The 14,590-nt window shown below is 66.8% G+C and carries 14 protein-coding genes, 2 tRNA genes and 1 pseudogene; 8 read left to right on the plus strand and 9 right to left on the minus strand.

What is annotated here, in order from left to right:
* Positions 1 to 53: 53 nt before the first annotated feature.
* Positions 54 to 121 (plus strand) — tRNA-OTHER (locus tag FGL15_RS08820).
* A gap of 74 nt (positions 122 to 195) precedes the next feature.
* Positions 196 to 618 (plus strand): NUDIX hydrolase, encoded by a 423-nt coding sequence (locus FGL15_RS08825; protein ID WP_079704326.1) that lies wholly within the window; start codon positions 196 to 198, stop codon positions 616 to 618.
* A gap of 70 nt (positions 619 to 688) precedes the next feature.
* Here the strand turns inward: FGL15_RS08825 and FGL15_RS08830 are convergent, their stop codons facing one another.
* Positions 689 to 1,213: a hypothetical protein gene (locus FGL15_RS08830; protein WP_079704327.1), complete on the minus strand. Its 525-nt coding sequence runs from the start codon at positions 1,211 to 1,213 to the stop codon at positions 689 to 691.
* A 104-nt stretch (positions 1,214 to 1,317) separates the two neighbouring features.
* On the opposite strand from FGL15_RS08830, the gene FGL15_RS08835 reads away from it, so the two are divergent.
* The gene (locus tag FGL15_RS08835) at positions 1,318 to 1,875 is read left to right on the plus strand and encodes a peptidylprolyl isomerase (protein ID WP_064294028.1); all 558 of its coding nucleotides are present in this window, start codon (positions 1,318 to 1,320) and stop codon (positions 1,873 to 1,875) included.
* A gap of 165 nt (positions 1,876 to 2,040) precedes the next feature.
* Entirely contained in the window at positions 2,041 to 2,733 is a 693-nt protein-coding gene (locus tag FGL15_RS08840; protein ID WP_240773874.1) for a rhomboid family intramembrane serine protease, read from the plus strand.
* Between the two features lie 399 nt (positions 2,734 to 3,132).
* Here FGL15_RS08840 and FGL15_RS08845 read toward each other — a convergent pair whose 3' ends face one another.
* On the minus strand, positions 3,133 to 3,378 hold the full coding sequence (locus FGL15_RS08845; protein WP_064294026.1) for a cell division protein CrgA: 246 nt from the start codon (positions 3,376 to 3,378) through the stop codon (positions 3,133 to 3,135).
* Between the two features lie 78 nt (positions 3,379 to 3,456).
* On the opposite strand from FGL15_RS08845, the gene FGL15_RS08850 reads away from it, so the two are divergent.
* From FGL15_RS08850 to FGL15_RS08855, 3 genes are read left to right on the plus strand one after another with little or no spacing between them, the layout of a single operon-like run.
* On the plus strand, positions 3,457 to 4,263 hold the full coding sequence (locus tag FGL15_RS08850; protein ID WP_138945750.1) for a class E sortase: 807 nt from the start codon (positions 3,457 to 3,459) through the stop codon (positions 4,261 to 4,263).
* Between the two features lie 2 nt (positions 4,264 to 4,265).
* Positions 4,266 to 4,427 (plus strand): hypothetical protein, encoded by a 162-nt coding sequence (locus FGL15_RS20285; RefSeq protein WP_162852296.1) that lies wholly within the window; start codon positions 4,266 to 4,268, stop codon positions 4,425 to 4,427.
* Entirely contained in the window at positions 4,424 to 5,059 is a 636-nt protein-coding gene (locus tag FGL15_RS08855; protein ID WP_138945751.1) for an aminodeoxychorismate/anthranilate synthase component II, read from the plus strand. The genes FGL15_RS20285 and FGL15_RS08855 overlap by 4 nt, the downstream gene beginning before the upstream one ends.
* A gap of 74 nt (positions 5,060 to 5,133) precedes the next feature.
* On the opposite strand, the gene pknB is transcribed toward FGL15_RS08855, so the two are convergent.
* The 7 genes and pseudogenes from pknB to FGL15_RS08890 form a co-directional block, all read right to left on the minus strand.
* Positions 5,134 to 6,759 carry a Stk1 family PASTA domain-containing Ser/Thr kinase gene (gene pknB, locus FGL15_RS08860; RefSeq protein WP_138945752.1) on the minus strand — a complete coding sequence of 542 codons (1,626 nt, stop codon included), beginning with the start codon at positions 6,757 to 6,759 and terminating at the stop codon, positions 5,134 to 5,136.
* Positions 6,760 to 6,926: 167 nt separating this feature from the next.
* Positions 6,927 to 8,678 (minus strand): protein kinase, encoded by a 1,752-nt coding sequence (locus FGL15_RS08865; protein ID WP_138945753.1) that lies wholly within the window; start codon positions 8,676 to 8,678, stop codon positions 6,927 to 6,929.
* Positions 8,675 to 10,150, minus strand: coding sequence for a penicillin-binding protein 2 (locus FGL15_RS08870; protein ID WP_138945754.1), 1,476 nt, complete (start codon positions 10,148 to 10,150; stop codon positions 8,675 to 8,677). The genes FGL15_RS08865 and FGL15_RS08870 overlap by 4 nt, the downstream gene beginning before the upstream one ends.
* Positions 10,147 to 11,544 carry an FtsW/RodA/SpoVE family cell cycle protein gene (locus FGL15_RS08875; RefSeq protein ID WP_138945755.1) on the minus strand — a complete coding sequence of 466 codons (1,398 nt, stop codon included), beginning with the start codon at positions 11,542 to 11,544 and terminating at the stop codon, positions 10,147 to 10,149. The genes FGL15_RS08870 and FGL15_RS08875 overlap by 4 nt, the downstream gene beginning before the upstream one ends.
* Entirely contained in the window at positions 11,534 to 12,778 is a 1,245-nt protein-coding gene (locus FGL15_RS08880) for a Stp1/IreP family PP2C-type Ser/Thr phosphatase (RefSeq protein ID WP_138945756.1), read from the minus strand. The genes FGL15_RS08875 and FGL15_RS08880 overlap by 11 nt, the downstream gene beginning before the upstream one ends.
* A gap of 4 nt (positions 12,779 to 12,782) precedes the next feature.
* A complete protein-coding gene (locus FGL15_RS08885; protein WP_138945757.1) occupies positions 12,783 to 13,319 on the minus strand; it encodes an FHA domain-containing protein in 537 nt (178 codons plus the stop codon).
* A 31-nt stretch (positions 13,320 to 13,350) separates the two neighbouring features.
* Positions 13,351 to 14,061: pseudogene (locus tag FGL15_RS08890) on the minus strand (FhaA domain-containing protein); the annotation flags it as partial.
* 238 nt (positions 14,062 to 14,299) lie between these two features.
* On the opposite strand from FGL15_RS08890, the gene FGL15_RS08895 reads away from it, so the two are divergent.
* Positions 14,300 to 14,386 (plus strand) — tRNA-Leu (locus FGL15_RS08895).
* Positions 14,387 to 14,590: the final 204 nt, after the last annotated feature.

A 14,590-nucleotide genomic window follows, 5' to 3' on the forward strand; every position in this document is an offset into this window, starting at 1 on the left:
GGACAGCGTGCGCCCTCGGTGCGCCCCGAGGCTGGTGCGAAGCCTGATTTGCGGGGGCTCTGACGGCCACAGACACTGCTTTGCAAGCAGGATGTCGGGAGTTCGATTCTCCCAGGCTCCACAGTCCAGAAACGCCCTCGGCAGACGCCGGGGGCGTTCTCAGTTGTCGCAGGGCCCGGCGGTTAGGCTGACGGCATGGATATCCGCGTCGCTGCATATGCCGTCATCGTCGACGAACGGGGCATGCTCCTCTCTCACTGGAACGAGAGCGGACACAGCGGATGGACGCTCCCGGGCGGCGGGATCGACCCCGGTGAGGACCCGGCCGATGCAGCCGTCCGCGAGGTGTTCGAGGAGACCGGCTATCACGCGGAGCTCGACGACCTGATCGGTGTCGACTCGCAGGTCGTACCGGCGGAGCGCCGCCTCAGCACGACCGCCACCGGGCCGCTCCACACGCTGCGCATCGTCTACCGGGCGCACCTCACCGGCGGCACGCTGACCTACGAGGCCGACGGCAGCACCGACTACGCCGCGTGGTACCCGCTCGAGGAGGTCGGCTCGCTCGACCGCGTCAGCCTCGTCGACGTCGGACGACGCTTCGCCGGCCTCATCTGAGCACAGCCGTCACAACACGAAGCCCCTCCCCGGTCGATACCGGCGAGGGGCTGCGTCGTGCGAAGCGAGATCAGGAAGCGGCAGGCTCCTCGTCGGAGACCCACAGCTCGTCGTCTGCGCGGAACGTCTGCCAGACGGCGTAGGCGACACCGGCAGCGGCGAGGACGCCGAGGCCGATCGCGATGACGGTACCTGCGCTCGCGCCCTTCTTGGCGGGCAGCACCTGCTCGGGAACGTGGAGGCGGCGGAGAGCCGCCTGCACGCGGGTGTCCTTGGCGATGTCGCCGATGCTCAGCACCGTACCGACGACGCCACCGACAGCGGGGACGACGCCATCCGAGATGCCCTTGCGCACGCCGTCGACGGCGTTGCGGGAGACCTTGATCCCCCGGTCGACCGTGGGGACGACGCGGTGCTCGTAGGTGTCGCGCACGACGGGGACCACCTGCTCCTTCGAGAAGTTCCCGAGCTGACGGCTCACCTCACGAGCGACTTCGTTGGCGTGGTTCAGGACATCCTGCTGGGAGTCCCAGAGGTCGGCAGCGGAACCCTTGAGCTTCTTGAGCTCTTTCCGGCGCTTGCGTGACAGGCTCATGTGGTCATCTCCAATGATCGCGGCAACAACGTAACCTCCATCTTGCCACTTAGACCCCTGGATACCATCCGAGAGTCCCGAACCCTTGTGCAAGAATTGGGAGTATGTCAAAGCACACCGCAGTCGCCACGTTGCACACCAACCACGGTGAGATCAAGGTCAACCTCTTCGGGGACCACGCTCCCAAGACGGTCAAGAACTTCACCGACCTGGCGACCGGCGGGCGCGAGTGGACGGATTCGAAGACGGGCCAGACCCGGAACGACGCGCTGTACAGCGACCTCATCTTCCACCGCATCATCCCGGCCTTCATGATCCAGGGCGGCGACCCACTCGGAACCGGCACCGGTGGCCCGGGCTACAACTTCGACGACGAGATCCACCCGGAGCTCAACTTCGACGAGCCCTACATCCTCGCCATGGCGAACGCCGGCAAGCGCCGCAACGCCATCACGGGCGCCGTCGAGGGCACGAACGGCTCGCAGTTCTTCATCACCACCGTTCCCACGCAGTGGCTCCAGGGCAAGCACACCATCTTCGGTGAGGTCGCCGACGCCGAGTCCCGCGCGGTCGTCGACGCCATCCAGGCCGTCCCGACCGGTGCCGGCGACAAGCCGATCGAGCCCGTCGTCCTCGAGAGCGTCACCATCTCCGAGGCCTAGACCCCGCTCGGAGGACAGACCGTGACCCTGCCCCGGGATCCGTCGGCCAACTTCTGCTATCGCCACCCCGACCGACAGAGCTTCGTGCTCTGCCAGCGTTGCGGCCGGACGATCTGCGGAGAGTGCCAGACGCCCGGGGCAGTCGGTTTCATCTGTCCGGAGGACATGAAGGCGCAGCGACAGAGCGCCCCTCGCAACCGTCTCGGTGCGAGGATCAGCAACTCCTCCCCCATCGTCACGTACGCGATCATCGCCGTGACGGCGTTCGTGTTCCTGCTGCAGTGGATCCCCGGGCTCGGCGTCACGAACGCGCTCCTCTACGCCGGCGTGTACTCCGATCCGTCGTACGGTGCGGTCCAGCCCTGGCGGATGCTGACCGCGGTGTTCGTGCACTCGCAGGGCTTCATCTTCCACATCCTGTTGAACATGTACACGCTCTGGATCTTCGGCCGGATCCTCGAGACCATGCTCGGTCACTGGCGGTTCCTCGCGCTCTACCTGGTCGCCGGGTTCGCCGGTTCGGTCGGTGTCCTGTTCCTCGCCGACCCGAGGACGGCCGTGGTCGGCGCCTCGGGCGCGATCTTCGGGCTGCTCGGCGCGTTCCTCGTCATCCAGCGACGCATGGGTGCCGACACCCGCGGGCTGCTGGTGCTCCTGGGCATCAACCTCGTCATCGGTTTCATCCCCGGCGTGAACATCGCCTGGCAGGCCCACCTGGGCGGGCTCGTCGGAGGCGCCCTCATTGGCCTCATCCTCGTCAACACCCGCAAGCGCACCCAGCAGCCGCTCCAGGCAGTCCTGATCAGCGCCTTGAGCGTCGTCCTCGTGGGCGCCAGCCTCCTTCCCGCCCTGCTCTGAGCGGGACCGCACTTCGACAGGCTCAGTGACCGGGTATGGCTCGGTGACCGGGTGTGGCTCGGTGACCGAGTGTGGCCCGGTGACCGGGTTCGGATCCGTGACCGGGTGCTGCCCGGTGACCCGCGTCGACCAGTGGTGCGCTCGGCGGAGAACCGCAACCATGCAGCAGACGTTGAAGGTTGCCGGAGTTATCCACAGAGTTATGAACACTGGGGATAATTACACCGGTGTGGTTCCCCGTGTTTCCGGGAGTCCCTGCGGTTCTCCACACTGGCATGTGGATAATTCGGAAGTTCTCCACAATCCTGTGGAGAACTCGATACGCCGGATCCCGAGTACAACGAAACAGCGGGCCGTCCGAGAGGACGACCCGCTGTGCACGACGTGAAGTGAGGAAGGCTAGCGCCACCTGGTGGTCATGAGGAAGCCGATGAAAGCGATGCCGAAGCCGACGAGGATGTTCCACGGGCCGAGCGACTGGATCGGGAGCAGCGTGCCGCTCAGGTAGTAGACGACGATCCAGGCGAGGCCGAGGAGCATGAAGCCGAACATGACCGGCTTGAACCAGACCGCGTTCGGTGCGGGTTCGCCGCTCGTCTGCTCGGGTTCGCGGGACGGTTTGCTTCGTGACTTCGTGCGTGCCATGCCGACATTCTACCTGTTCACCCCAATCGGTGCCTTGGGGATCAGCCGATCCCGGGTTCTTCTCGGTAGAATCCATGCGTGACCGACGACCTACCTTCGCGAGCGAGCGCACGCGCCGCTGAGCGCAGAGCGCCGTCGAAGCACCGCATCAGTGTCTTCGGGGTGGCCGGCGAGCTGCTCATCACCGCAGGCATGGTCGTCCTGCTGTTCCTCGCCTGGCAGCTCTGGTGGAACGACATGATCATGGCCGGCAGCCAGGCGAACGCCGCGTCGAGCCAGTCGCAGGAGTGGATCAAGAACGCCGAGACCGCTCCGGCACCCGAACCGACCATCGATGCAACCGGCGCGCCGAACTACGGTGAGCCGCCCGTCACCGCCCGCCCCGCGCCAGGCGACCCGTTCGCGGTGCTCTACGTGCCGCGGTACGGCGCCGACTACCGCCGCGTCGTCGCCGAGGGTGTCGACACCGCGACCGTCCTCAACAGCTTCGACCTCGGCGTCGGTCACTATCCGAGCACCCAGATGCCCGGAGAGGTCGGCAACTTCGTCGTCGCCGGTCATCGCAAGGCCTACGGCGGCGCGATGACCCTGATCAGCGACCTGCAGATCGGCGACAAGGTCTACGTCCAGACGGCCGACGGCTACTACACCTACGTGTTCCGGAACATCACCTACGTGTTGCCCACCCAGGTGGACGTCCTCAACCCCGTCCCCCAGGTGGACGGCGTCGCACCCACGCAGCGCATCCTCACCCTGACCACCTGCAACCCGCTCTATTCGACGGCGGAACGCAGTATCGCTTACGCGGTGTACGAGTCCTGGCAGCCGCTGTCCGCCGGGCCGCCCGCCGAGATCGCCGCGTCCGTCGCGGCCGCTGGAGGCTGACGATGTACGGCGCACTCTGGAGGGTCCTGCCCGGACCCGTCTGGCTGAGGATCATCATCCTCGTCGTCCTGTTCGTGGCGGTCGTGGCTGCCCTCTTCACGTGGGTGTTCCCCTACGTGGACTCGTTCATCGTCGATCAGAATGTGACCGTCGGCGACGAATGACCCGCGTCCTGGTCATCGACAACTACGACAGCTTCGTCTACACGCTGAACGGGTACGTCGAACAACTGGGGGCAGAGACCGTCGTCGTGCAGAACGACGGCATCGCTCTCGCCGACCTCGAGCAGCGGATCCGCGGGTTCGACGGCGTCATCGTCTCGCCCGGACCCGGTCGGCCATCCGACGCCGGAATCTCACTGGACACCGTCCACGCGGCGTACCGCACCGGGACACCGCTCCTCGGGGTGTGCCTCGGCCACCAGGCGATCGCCGAGGCGTTCGGAGCGGCCGTGCACACCGCGGATGAGCTGATGCACGGACAGAGCTCGGTCGTGGAACACGACGGCAGTGCCATTTACCGTGGCATCCCGCAGCAATTCAACGCCACCAGGTATCACTCGCTCGCCGTCGTCGACGGCACCGTGCCCGAGGAACTCGTCGTGACGAGCCGGACGACCAGCGGCGTCATCATGGGGCTCCGCCACCGTGACGCCCCGATCCACGGCGTGCAGTTCCACCCGGAGTCGGTGCTCTCCGAGTGCGGCTACCAGCTCCTGGCGAACTGGCTCGAAACGGCCGGGCTCACCGGCGCGCATCAGCGAGCACGGGGGATCAGCCCGCTCATGACCCGGTAGGCCCTTCGACAGGCTCAGGGACCGGAGAGCTGGCTCAGGGACCGCTCTTCGACAGGCTCAGGAACCAGCGGGGCCTATGGACCGGTGCAGTAGGTGAGTGTGATGACCGACTTCTGCGGGATGTCGCCTGGTGCGGGTGACATGGCCGTGACCGGGTCCCCGGCGACGGCCTTGCACGTCGCGTCGGCCTGCGGCTGCACGGTGAACTGCCTCGTCGCATCCTGCAGGTAGTTCGTCGCGTCGAGCAGCGGCTGCCCGACGACGTCCGTCAGCGTGACGTTCCCGCTGGAGACGACGAGGTTCACCGTGGACCCCTGGTCGACGGAGGTACCCGCCTCGGGATCCATCCGCAGCACGACACCTGCCGGCACAGTCGGTGAGTTCTCGCGAGTCACGGAGCCTTGTGTGAGACCGGCAGCGGCGACCGCGGCCCACGCGGCCTCGGAGGACTGGTTGATGACGTCGGGGACCTCGACCTGAGCTCGACCGGTCGACACGTAGACCTTGATCTGCGTGTTCTTGGTCACCGTGGTGCCGCCGGGCGGGTCGGTGCGGATGACGTGACCCGCCTCGTAGTCGCTGCTCGCTTCGTCGAACTTGGTGGGGACGAGTTCGAGCTGCTCGATCGTGCTGTTCGCACTCTCCCACGTGGCGTCGACGAGGTCCGGGACCTCTCTGGAGTCCGTGGAGATGCTCGTCGCGGGTGGAAGCTGCACCACCCAGAACACGAGCGAGAACAGGATGACGGCGATACCGGCGATGGCGGCCCAGATCCACACGACCGGTGGCCGGCGCTGGGTACGCGTCACGGTGTCGTCAGAGGTGAGCTGACGGATCGCCTGCTCGGTGCTGGACGCCGCCGTCGGAGATGGGCCGAACAGCGAGTCGTGGTCGTCGCGTCGGACCGGCACATGGCCGGCTCCAGCTTCGTCGAGGTCCTCACGGAACTCGACGGCGCTCTGATACCGCTCGAAGCGATCCTTCGCGAGGGCTCGGAGGACGACCTGGTCGAGCGCAGGCGACACCTTCGGGTTGATCGAGCTCGGCTTCACCGGGCGCTCGCTCACGTGCTGGTACGCGACGGCGACGGCGGTGTCGCCGCGGAAGGGCGCCTTGCCCGTCAGCATCTCGAAGAGGACGACGCCGGTGGAGTAGAGGTCGGTCCGGGCGTCGACCGTCTCGCCCTTGGCCTGCTCGGGCGAGAAGTACGCGGCCGTGCCGAGGATGGCGGTCGTCTGCGCGACCGTCGTGGACGAATCGGAGACGGCGCGTGCGATACCGAAGTCGGTGACCTTGACGTCGCCGGCCGTGGTGATCATGACGTTGCCCGGCTTGATGTCCCGGTGCACGACACCGGCTCGGTGGGAGTACTCCAGCGCGGTGAGGATGCTGTGCGCGATGCGCACCGCCTCGTCGGACTCGACGGGGCCCTCGGCGATGAGGTCCTTCAGCATGCGTCCTTCGACGTACTCCATGACGATGAAGGGCTCGATGAGGTCGTGACCGGAGCCGTCCTTGACCCGTTCCTCGCCGGCGTCGTAGACACGGACGATCGTGGGGTGCGCCATCCGTGAGGCGGCCTGCGCCTCCTGACGGAAACGGGAGCGGAATGCGGGGTCGGTGGCGAGGGTGGACTTCAGGACCTTGATGGCGACGGTGCGACCGAGCTTGGTGTCCACGCCGCGGAAGACGTTGGACATGCCCCGCGACCGATGAGGTCGCCGACGACGTATCGACCTGCGAGCAGGCGTTGATCGTCAGCCACGTACCACCCCTGAATTCGCTTGGAGGACAAACACTAACAGCTTACTCGGGCACCCTTCGTGTGCTCTCAGGGATGCCCCTGAGAGCACACGACGAGATGTGACTACTCGGTAGCCTTGACCACGTCGATCGGCGTCGATGCCGGTGATGCCGCCGACGTGCCGGTGCTGCATCGGACCGCGTAGGACACGGTCAGCTGACCGGCGGCGTCGACCGTGATCGTGCCGCTGGTCGTGTTGGCGTCGAACTGACCCGATGAGTTGTTCTGGAAGAAACCGCCGCCGACCGTCACGGTGTAGCCGAGGAAGTCCGTGCCAGTCGGGCAGGCGTTCTGCACCGTAGCCCAGTCGACGGCGATGGTCGTCGACGTCGCGTCCTTCGGGATCTCAAGCTGACCGGCGTCATTCAACTTGGACAGGTCGACCTTCGGCGCTTCGGTGGGCGGGTCGATGACAGCGATCTCGCCGTACACGGTGAGGGTGATGGCTGAACCCGTCTTCACGTTACCCGTCGGGTTGACGTCGTAGACCGTGTCGACCTGCTCCGGCGAGGTCGCTGCGTTGCCGACGTTCTTCGACACGCTGAAGTTGTACGGCGCCGCACTGAAGATGGCGTTGAGCTCCTCGAAGGACCGCCCCTGGAGATCGCTCAGGTTGATCGGGAACACCGTGGGCACCGGCGTGGGCGTCGGGGTCGGGGTCTTCGACGGGGTCGGCGAGGCCGAGGTCGATGTCGCCGACGGTGTCTTACCCCCGGCGTCGTTCCCCTGGTTGGCGAAGACGGCGATCAGCGAACCGACCAGCACGATGACGAGCAGGGCGACGAGACCGATGAGCGGCCAGGTCCACTTGCTGCGCTTCTTCTTCTCGTCCTCGCCCTCGATGTCGTCCTCGAGCTGGTCCGCCTCGGCGGCGGACAGCAACTGCGTCGTCGCGTCGTCGGCTGCCGGCATCCGACGGGTCTGGTCCATGACGGTGGTCGCGGCGTCGCCGGCCCCACCGAGGATCATCGGGACGGCAGCTGCCGCGGCGTTGAGGTCGCCCCGACGGAGCGCCTGGGCAGCGCGCGCGACGTGGGCGGACGACGCAGGACGGTCGACCGGGTTCTTCGCGATCATCGACATGACGAACCGGCGGACCGGTTCGGCGATCGTGACGGGGAGCTCCGGCGGCTGCTCGTTGATCTGTGCCATCGCGATGGCGACCTGCGACTCACCCGTGAACGGACGGCGTCCGGCGAGGCACTCGTACGCGACGATGCCGAGCGAGTAGATGTCCGTCGACGGCGAGGCTGGGTGTCCGCTCGCCTGCTCGGGCGAGAGGTACTGCACGGTGCCCATGACCTGACCGGTGGCCGTGAGTGGCACCTGGTCGGCGATGCGGGCGATGCCGAAGTCGGTGATCTTGACGCGGCCGTCCGGCGTGATGAGCAGGTTTCCCGGCTTGATGTCACGGTGGACGAGACCCGCGGCGTGCGCGGCCTGGAGTGCCGACGAGGTCTGCGCGACGATGTCGAGCACCTTGTCGGTCGGCAGGACACGCTCGCGCTCGAGCACGGTGGACAGGGCCTCACCGGGCACGAGTTCCATGACGAGGAAGGCGCTGCCGTCCTCCTCGCCGTAGTCGAAGACGTTGGCGATGCCCTCGTGGTTCACGAGTGCGGCGTGCCGTGCCTCGGCACGGAACCGCTCGAGGAACCCGGGGTCCCCCATGTACTCATCCTTGAGGATCTTGATGGCGATGGTCCGGCCGATGACCAGGTCAGTGGCCTGCCACACCTCGCCCATGCCACCGATCGCAATGCGAGATTGCAGTTCGTAGCGACCTCCGAAGGTCAGCCCGGCTGTCGGTCTCATTTGTTCAGCACCGCCTCTAGTACTTTCTTCGCGATCGGCGCGGCCACGAGGTTGCCGTAACCGTCCTGTCCGAGTCCACCGCCATCTTCAACAACGACCGCCACGGCGACCTTCGGGTCGTCCGCAGGTGCGAACCCGGTGAACCACAGCGTGTACGGATCGTCGGATCCGTTCTGTGCCGTGCCTGTCTTTCCAGCCACATCGACCCCATCTATTCTTGCATTAGTCGCAGCACCGCTCTGGACGCCCTGGACCATGATGTCCGTGATCTCCTTGGCCACCGAACTCGTGATCGGCTGCGACAGCTGCGCCGGTTCGAACTCCTTGAGCACGCTCAGATCGGGGTTCACGACGCGGTTCACCAGCTGCGGGTTGCAGACGATGCCACCGTTCGCGATGCCGGCCGAGACCATGGCCATCTGGAGCGCCGAGGCCCGCACGGTGTACTGTCCGAAGGCGGCCATGGCGGTCTGGTCGTCGCTCAGCGCGTTCGGGAAGGTGCTCGGCTGCATCGGCATGGGGTTGAGTCCCGTTCCGGTGATGTTGACGTCCATGTTGAAGCCGAAGCCCTGCGCCATGTCGCGGATCTTCTCGTAGCCGAGCTCGACGCCGAGTTCCGCGAGCGGGATGTTGCAGCTGAGCTCGACGGCCGTCGCGATGGACACCGTCGCGCCGCCGCCGCAACTTCCGCCTTCAGAGTTGCGGATGACGGTGCTCGTCCCGGGGAGCGTGTAGGTGGAGGGGTTCGGGAACTCGGACTCCGGCGTGTAGTCGCCTGACGCGAACGCGGCGGCCGCAGTGACGAGTTTGAACGTGGAACCGGGCGGATCGAGGTCGCCGTCGACGCCCTTGTTGAGGAGCGGCTGGCGGTCGTCGTCGTCGAGGGTCCGGTAGGCGTCGAGCACGGCCGCGTTGTCGTGGCTGGCCAGGACGTTCGGGTCGTAGCCGGGGCTCGACACCGAGGCGAGGATCTTGCCCGTCTTCGGCTCGATGGCGACGATCGCGCCCTCTTGGTCGCCGAGTGCGTCGAAGGCGGCCTGCTGCACGACGGGGTCGAGCGTGACCTCGACCGCCGCGCCCTTCGGCGCCTGTCCGGAGATGAGCCGGTTGATGGAGTCGAGGAACTGGGAGTTCGACGTACCGCTGAGCAGGTCGTTGGTGGCCAGCTCGAGACCGGAGGACCCTTGCGTCGGCGAGAAGTAGCCGGTGACGGGCGCATACAGCGGGCCGTTCGCGTAGACGCGCTGGTACTTGTACTCGTCGTCGCTCGCGACCGACGACGCGATGGCGGTGCCGTCCGACAGCAGGATGGGTCCACGCTCGGTCCGGTAGCTGTCATAGAGCGTCCGGGTGTTGCGACCGTCGGCGTTCAGGGTGTCGGCCTGGAACATCTGGATGATCGTGGTCGACCCGAAGAGCGCCAGGAACATCGCCAGGACGACGATGCTCACCCGCTTGAGTTCGCGATTCATGAGACCACCGCCTTGGGCTGGGTTCGGACCGTGTCGGAGATGCGGAGCAGGACGGCGATGATGATCCAGTTCGCGACGAGCGACGACCCGCCGGCCGCCAGGAAGGGTGTGGTGAGCCCCGTGAGCGGGATGATGCGGGTCACGCCGCCGACGACGACGAAGACCTGCAGCGCGACGGTGAACGCCAGGCCGATCGAGAGGAGCTTGCCGAAGTCGTCGGTACCGGCGTAGCCGACTCGGAAGCCCCGCGAGACGAGCAGCAGGTAGAGCGCGAAGATCGCGAAGAGGCCGGCGAGACCGAGTTCCTCGCCGAGGCTGGCGATGATGTAGTCGCTCTGCGGGACGGGCGTGATCTCGGGCATGCCCTGGCCGAGCCCGGTGCCGAGGAGTCCGCCGTGGGCGAGGCCGAAGATGCCTTGCACGAGCTGGTAGCTGCCGCCGTCGCGGTCGAAGACCTCCGGGTTGAAGGCGTCCCACCAGTTGTGGAAGCGACCGGCGACGTAGGAGAGGGTCTGACCGGCGATGAACGCACCGGCGAAGAACATCGTCAGGCCGATGATGATCCAGCTGGCGCGGCTCGTCGCGACGTACAGCATGACGAGGAACATGCCGAAGTAGAGCAGACCGGTTCCGAGGTCGCGCTGGAAGACGATCACGCCCATAGCCATCGCCCAGACCACGAGGATCGGGCCGAGATCGCGCAGACGGGGGAACTGGATCCCGAGGAACTTCTTGCCGACCATCGAGAGGCTGTCGCGCGTGCGCACGAGATAACCGGCGAAGAAGACCGCGAGAGCGATCTTCGCGATCTCACCGGGCTGGAAGGTGACCGCGTCGCCGATGCCGATCCAGACGCGGGCGCCGTTGACTTCGCGACCAATGCCCGGCAGGAGGGGCAGCAGGAGGAGGACGAAGGCGAAGAGGCCGGCGATGTACGTGTACTTGAAGAGGACGCGGTGGTTGCGGATGATCAGCACCACGGCGATGGCCCCGGCGATCGCGATCGCACTCCACACCATCTGTCGGACCGCGGCGCTCGCCCAACCGGAGTCGCCGAGGGCGATGTCGATCCGGTAGATCTCGGCGATGCCGACGCCGCCGAGCACGGTGGCGATCGGCAGCAGGAAGGGGTCGGCCTCCGCCGCGGTGTACCGCAGCACGATGTGGAAGGCGAGCACCAGGAGCGACAGGCCCGAACCGAAGGTGATCAGGGCGAAATCGAGGTGTCCGAGGGCACCGAGCTGCACGAGCATGACCGCGACCGCGTTGATGGCGAACGCGAAGATGAGGAGCGCGAGTTCGAGGTTCCGGAGCTTCTTCGGCAGCCGGAGTCGGCGCATCGTCTTGATGACGCCGGTGTCGGCTTGGATGGGGGAGGCGACGTCACTGGTCATCGGTCACCCGCAATCGCTTCACGATGTCGAGGGCCTCGGTGAACGAGGACGCGCTGATGGTCTGGTCGACGGCCTGGCGATCGAAGTCGGAGAGCGAGCCGAGCGGGATGCCGGTGTCCTCCTTGACGCTCGACAGCTGGATGGGTCCGACGTCCTGCTGGATGCCCTGGTAGATGACGACGGTGTCGTCGTCGCCGCCGACGAAGTAGCGGGTCTGGGTCCACGCGTATCCGAGCACGACCCCGCCGACGATCGCGATGATGACCACGATGAGGCCGACGAGCCAGGTGATGCGCCGACGTCTCGCGCGACGCTCGTCCTCTTCGATGAGCTCGTCGAGGTAGTCCTCGGAGGCCGGCTCGAAGTGGGAGTTGCCGAGTGAGGTGACGCGCCCGGGGTGCAACCAGCTGTTCGGGATGAGTGAGGGCTTCTTCACCGACGGGGTGAGCGCGAAGGCCACGGGCTTCGAGGCCGAACCGACGACGACGGGCTCGCCGTCACTCACCGGCTCGTCGACGATGTCGACGACCACGACGGTGACGTTGTCCGGTGCACCGCGGTCCAGGCTCTGCCGGACGAGCTTCTCGGCAGTGCGCTGCGCCGACAGCTGCTCGGTGAGGGTCGCGGTGATGTGCGTCTCGTCGACCACGCCCGAGAGGCCGTCGGAGCAGAGGATCCAGCGGTCACCCGGCTGCGTCCCGAGCGTCATGGTGTCGATCTCGGGGGAGGCGTCGACGTCGCCGAGGACGCGCATCAGCACGGATCGGCGGGGATGGACCATCGCTTCCTCTGCCGTGATCCGGCCGGAGTCCACGAGGCGCTGGACGAACGTGTGGTCGACCGTGATCTGGCTGAGTTCGCCCTCGCGGAAGAGGTAGATCCGGGAGTCGCCGATGTGGGCGATGGCGACCTCGTTGCCGATGACTGCGAGCGCGGAGACCGTGGTGCCCATGCCTGTCAGCTCGCGGTGCTTCGAGACCGTGTCGCCCAGGATGGAGTTCGCCGCGAGGATCGCGGACTGGAGCGTCGCCTCAGCCGCCTCGGAGGACGGGTATGGTTCGTCGGCTTCGATGATGCGGTTGAGTGCCATCGCCGAGGCGACGTCACCGCCGGCGTGTCCGCCCATGCCGTCGGCGACCACGAACAGGTGATGCCCGGAATAGCCGGAATCCTGGTTGTTTGAGCGCACTTTACCCACATGGGAGAGCGCTGCGCCGGCGCCGCTGGTCGTCACCGGGTTACCGCCGCAACTCGAAACTGGTCTGGCCGACCTTGACGGGGGTGTCGAGTGGGATCTGCGTCGGGACGCTCACGCGCTTGCCGGCGAGGAAGGTGCCGTTGGTGGAGTCGAGGTCTTGGACCATCCACTCGTCGTTCCAGAGCATGAGGCGTGCGTGATGCGTGGACGTGTAGTCGTCGCGGATGATGAGGCCGGAGTCGGCTGAGCGGCCGATGGTGATCGGCTCGCGGCCGAGGGGGAGCTCGGTGCCCTGCTTGGGCCCGGACACGATGACGAGGCGCGAGGTGTTGTCGACCGTGGCGCGCGGAGGCGTTCCGCTCGATCCACCGGCCGCGGGCCGACTGGGGGCCGGGGCGGTCGCGGCACGCATCGGCTGCGGCGGGGTGGCCGGAGCACCGCCCGACGTCTGCTGCTGCGGCTTCCGGACGCGCGGACCGAAGAGGTCGGTGCGGAGGGCGTAGACGATGCCGAAGACGAACGTCCAGAGCAGGAGCAGGAAGCCGATGCGGAGGACCAGCAGGGTCAGTTCGCTCACGCGCCGTCCCCCACGAGTCGCCGAAGGACGACACATCGTGACGTCGGGTCGCGTCGCTCATCTGGCGATCGGATCCGCCGGCCTTGGCGACCACGCGGAACACGATCCTCGTGCGGCCGATCTCGATGACGGAGTCGGGGGAGAGGGCCGCCTGCCGGAAGGGCTGGCCGTTGAGCTTCGAGCCGTTCGTCGAGCCGAGGTCGCGCGCCTGACCGGCGTTGCCGTCCCAGAGGATCTCGACGTGCTTTCGCGAGGTGCCGGTGTCGGGGATCGTGATGTCGGCCTCGGTGCCGCGGCCGATGACCGTGCGGGCCTGCGTGATCGGGTAGCGCTTGCCGCCGATGTCGAGCACGGGCGCCCAGGTGACGGAGCCCTTGAGATTGACGCTGTCGATCTGGACGAGGCCGTCGGGGAGGGAGCGGTCGCCGGAGAGCTTGATGGTCACGGCACCGGGGAAGGAGTAGCCCTGGCTCTTGGCGTGCTTCTGGACGAGGGAACCGAGCTCGTCGATGAGGGAGGGACCGATGGCGTCCATGCGCTCGAAGTCGGTGGGCGACATGCGGACGGTGAACTTGTTCGGCACGAGGATGCGGTCGCGGGAGACGACGGCGGCCTTGGTGTCGAGCTCGCGTCGGAGCGCGCTCGTGATCTCGACCGGCTGGAGTCCGGACTTGAAGGTCTTCGCGAAGGCGCCGTTGACGGCGCGCTCGAGTCCCTTCTCGAAGTTGTCCAGAATGCCCACGGTCTCTCGATTCGTGTCGGTGTCCAGGCAATGTTAGACGGTTTGCCTGCGCGCGAGGCCAATCGACGCGGGCGCCGACGCCAGGTGTTCACCCGCTCGGCAGCAGGAGATCAGCATCGGCACCGGACCGTCGGGGCCGTTTCGTCCTGCTCTGGCGCGGATCTCCGGTGTTCTGCCACCCGGGCTCCGCGTGCTATCCTCGATAAGTTGCCGCGAGAGCGGTGACGTCTGGTGTCTCGCGCGAGTGGCGGAATTGGCAGACGCGCTGGCTTCAGGTGCCAGTGCTCGAAAGGGCGTGCGGGTTCAAGTCCCGCCTCGCGCACCAGTGGATGTGACACAAAGGCCCCCGAGGAATCGGGGGCCTTCGTCGTGTCCGGCGTCGATCGACGAGTCGGCTCCCAGCACTCATGGAGCGAGGTGGCGTCCGCCGCACTCTGACAAGGTCACTTGACATGTGGTCGCATGACAAGCATGCTTGACCTATGTCAGGTTTCCTTGTCACGTCGGATCTCGCGGCCGAGGTGTGTCG

Source organism: Plantibacter sp. M259 (assembly GCF_006065115.1).
GTDB classification, from domain to species: domain Bacteria; phylum Actinomycetota; class Actinomycetes; order Actinomycetales; family Microbacteriaceae; genus Plantibacter; species Plantibacter auratus.

Excerpts from the sequence above, each read along its gene's own strand:
- FGL15_RS20285 (WP_162852296.1), top strand. The coding sequence starts at position 4,266 with ATGTACGGCGCACTCTGGAGGGTCCTGCCCGGACCCGTCTGGCTGAGG.
- FGL15_RS08825 (WP_079704326.1), top strand. The coding sequence starts at position 196 with ATGGATATCCGCGTCGCTGCATATGCCGTCATCGTCGACGAACGGGGC.
- FGL15_RS08865 (WP_138945753.1), bottom strand. The coding sequence starts at position 8,678 with ATGAGACCGACAGCCGGGCTGACCTTCGGAGGTCGCTACGAACTGCAA.
- pknB (WP_138945752.1), bottom strand. The coding sequence starts at position 6,759 with ATGTCCAACGTCTTCCGCGGCGTGGACACCAAGCTCGGTCGCACCGTC.
- FGL15_RS08840 (WP_240773874.1), top strand. The coding sequence starts at position 2,041 with ATGAAGGCGCAGCGACAGAGCGCCCCTCGCAACCGTCTCGGTGCGAGG.
- FGL15_RS08830 (WP_079704327.1), bottom strand. The coding sequence starts at position 1,213 with ATGAGCCTGTCACGCAAGCGCCGGAAAGAGCTCAAGAAGCTCAAGGGT.
- FGL15_RS08835 (WP_064294028.1), top strand. The coding sequence starts at position 1,318 with ATGTCAAAGCACACCGCAGTCGCCACGTTGCACACCAACCACGGTGAG.
- FGL15_RS08875 (WP_138945755.1), bottom strand. The coding sequence starts at position 11,544 with ATGACCAGTGACGTCGCCTCCCCCATCCAAGCCGACACCGGCGTCATC.
- FGL15_RS08870 (WP_138945754.1), bottom strand. The coding sequence starts at position 10,150 with ATGAATCGCGAACTCAAGCGGGTGAGCATCGTCGTCCTGGCGATGTTC.
- FGL15_RS08845 (WP_064294026.1), bottom strand. The coding sequence starts at position 3,378 with ATGGCACGCACGAAGTCACGAAGCAAACCGTCCCGCGAACCCGAGCAG.
- FGL15_RS08855 (WP_138945751.1), top strand. The coding sequence starts at position 4,424 with ATGACCCGCGTCCTGGTCATCGACAACTACGACAGCTTCGTCTACACG.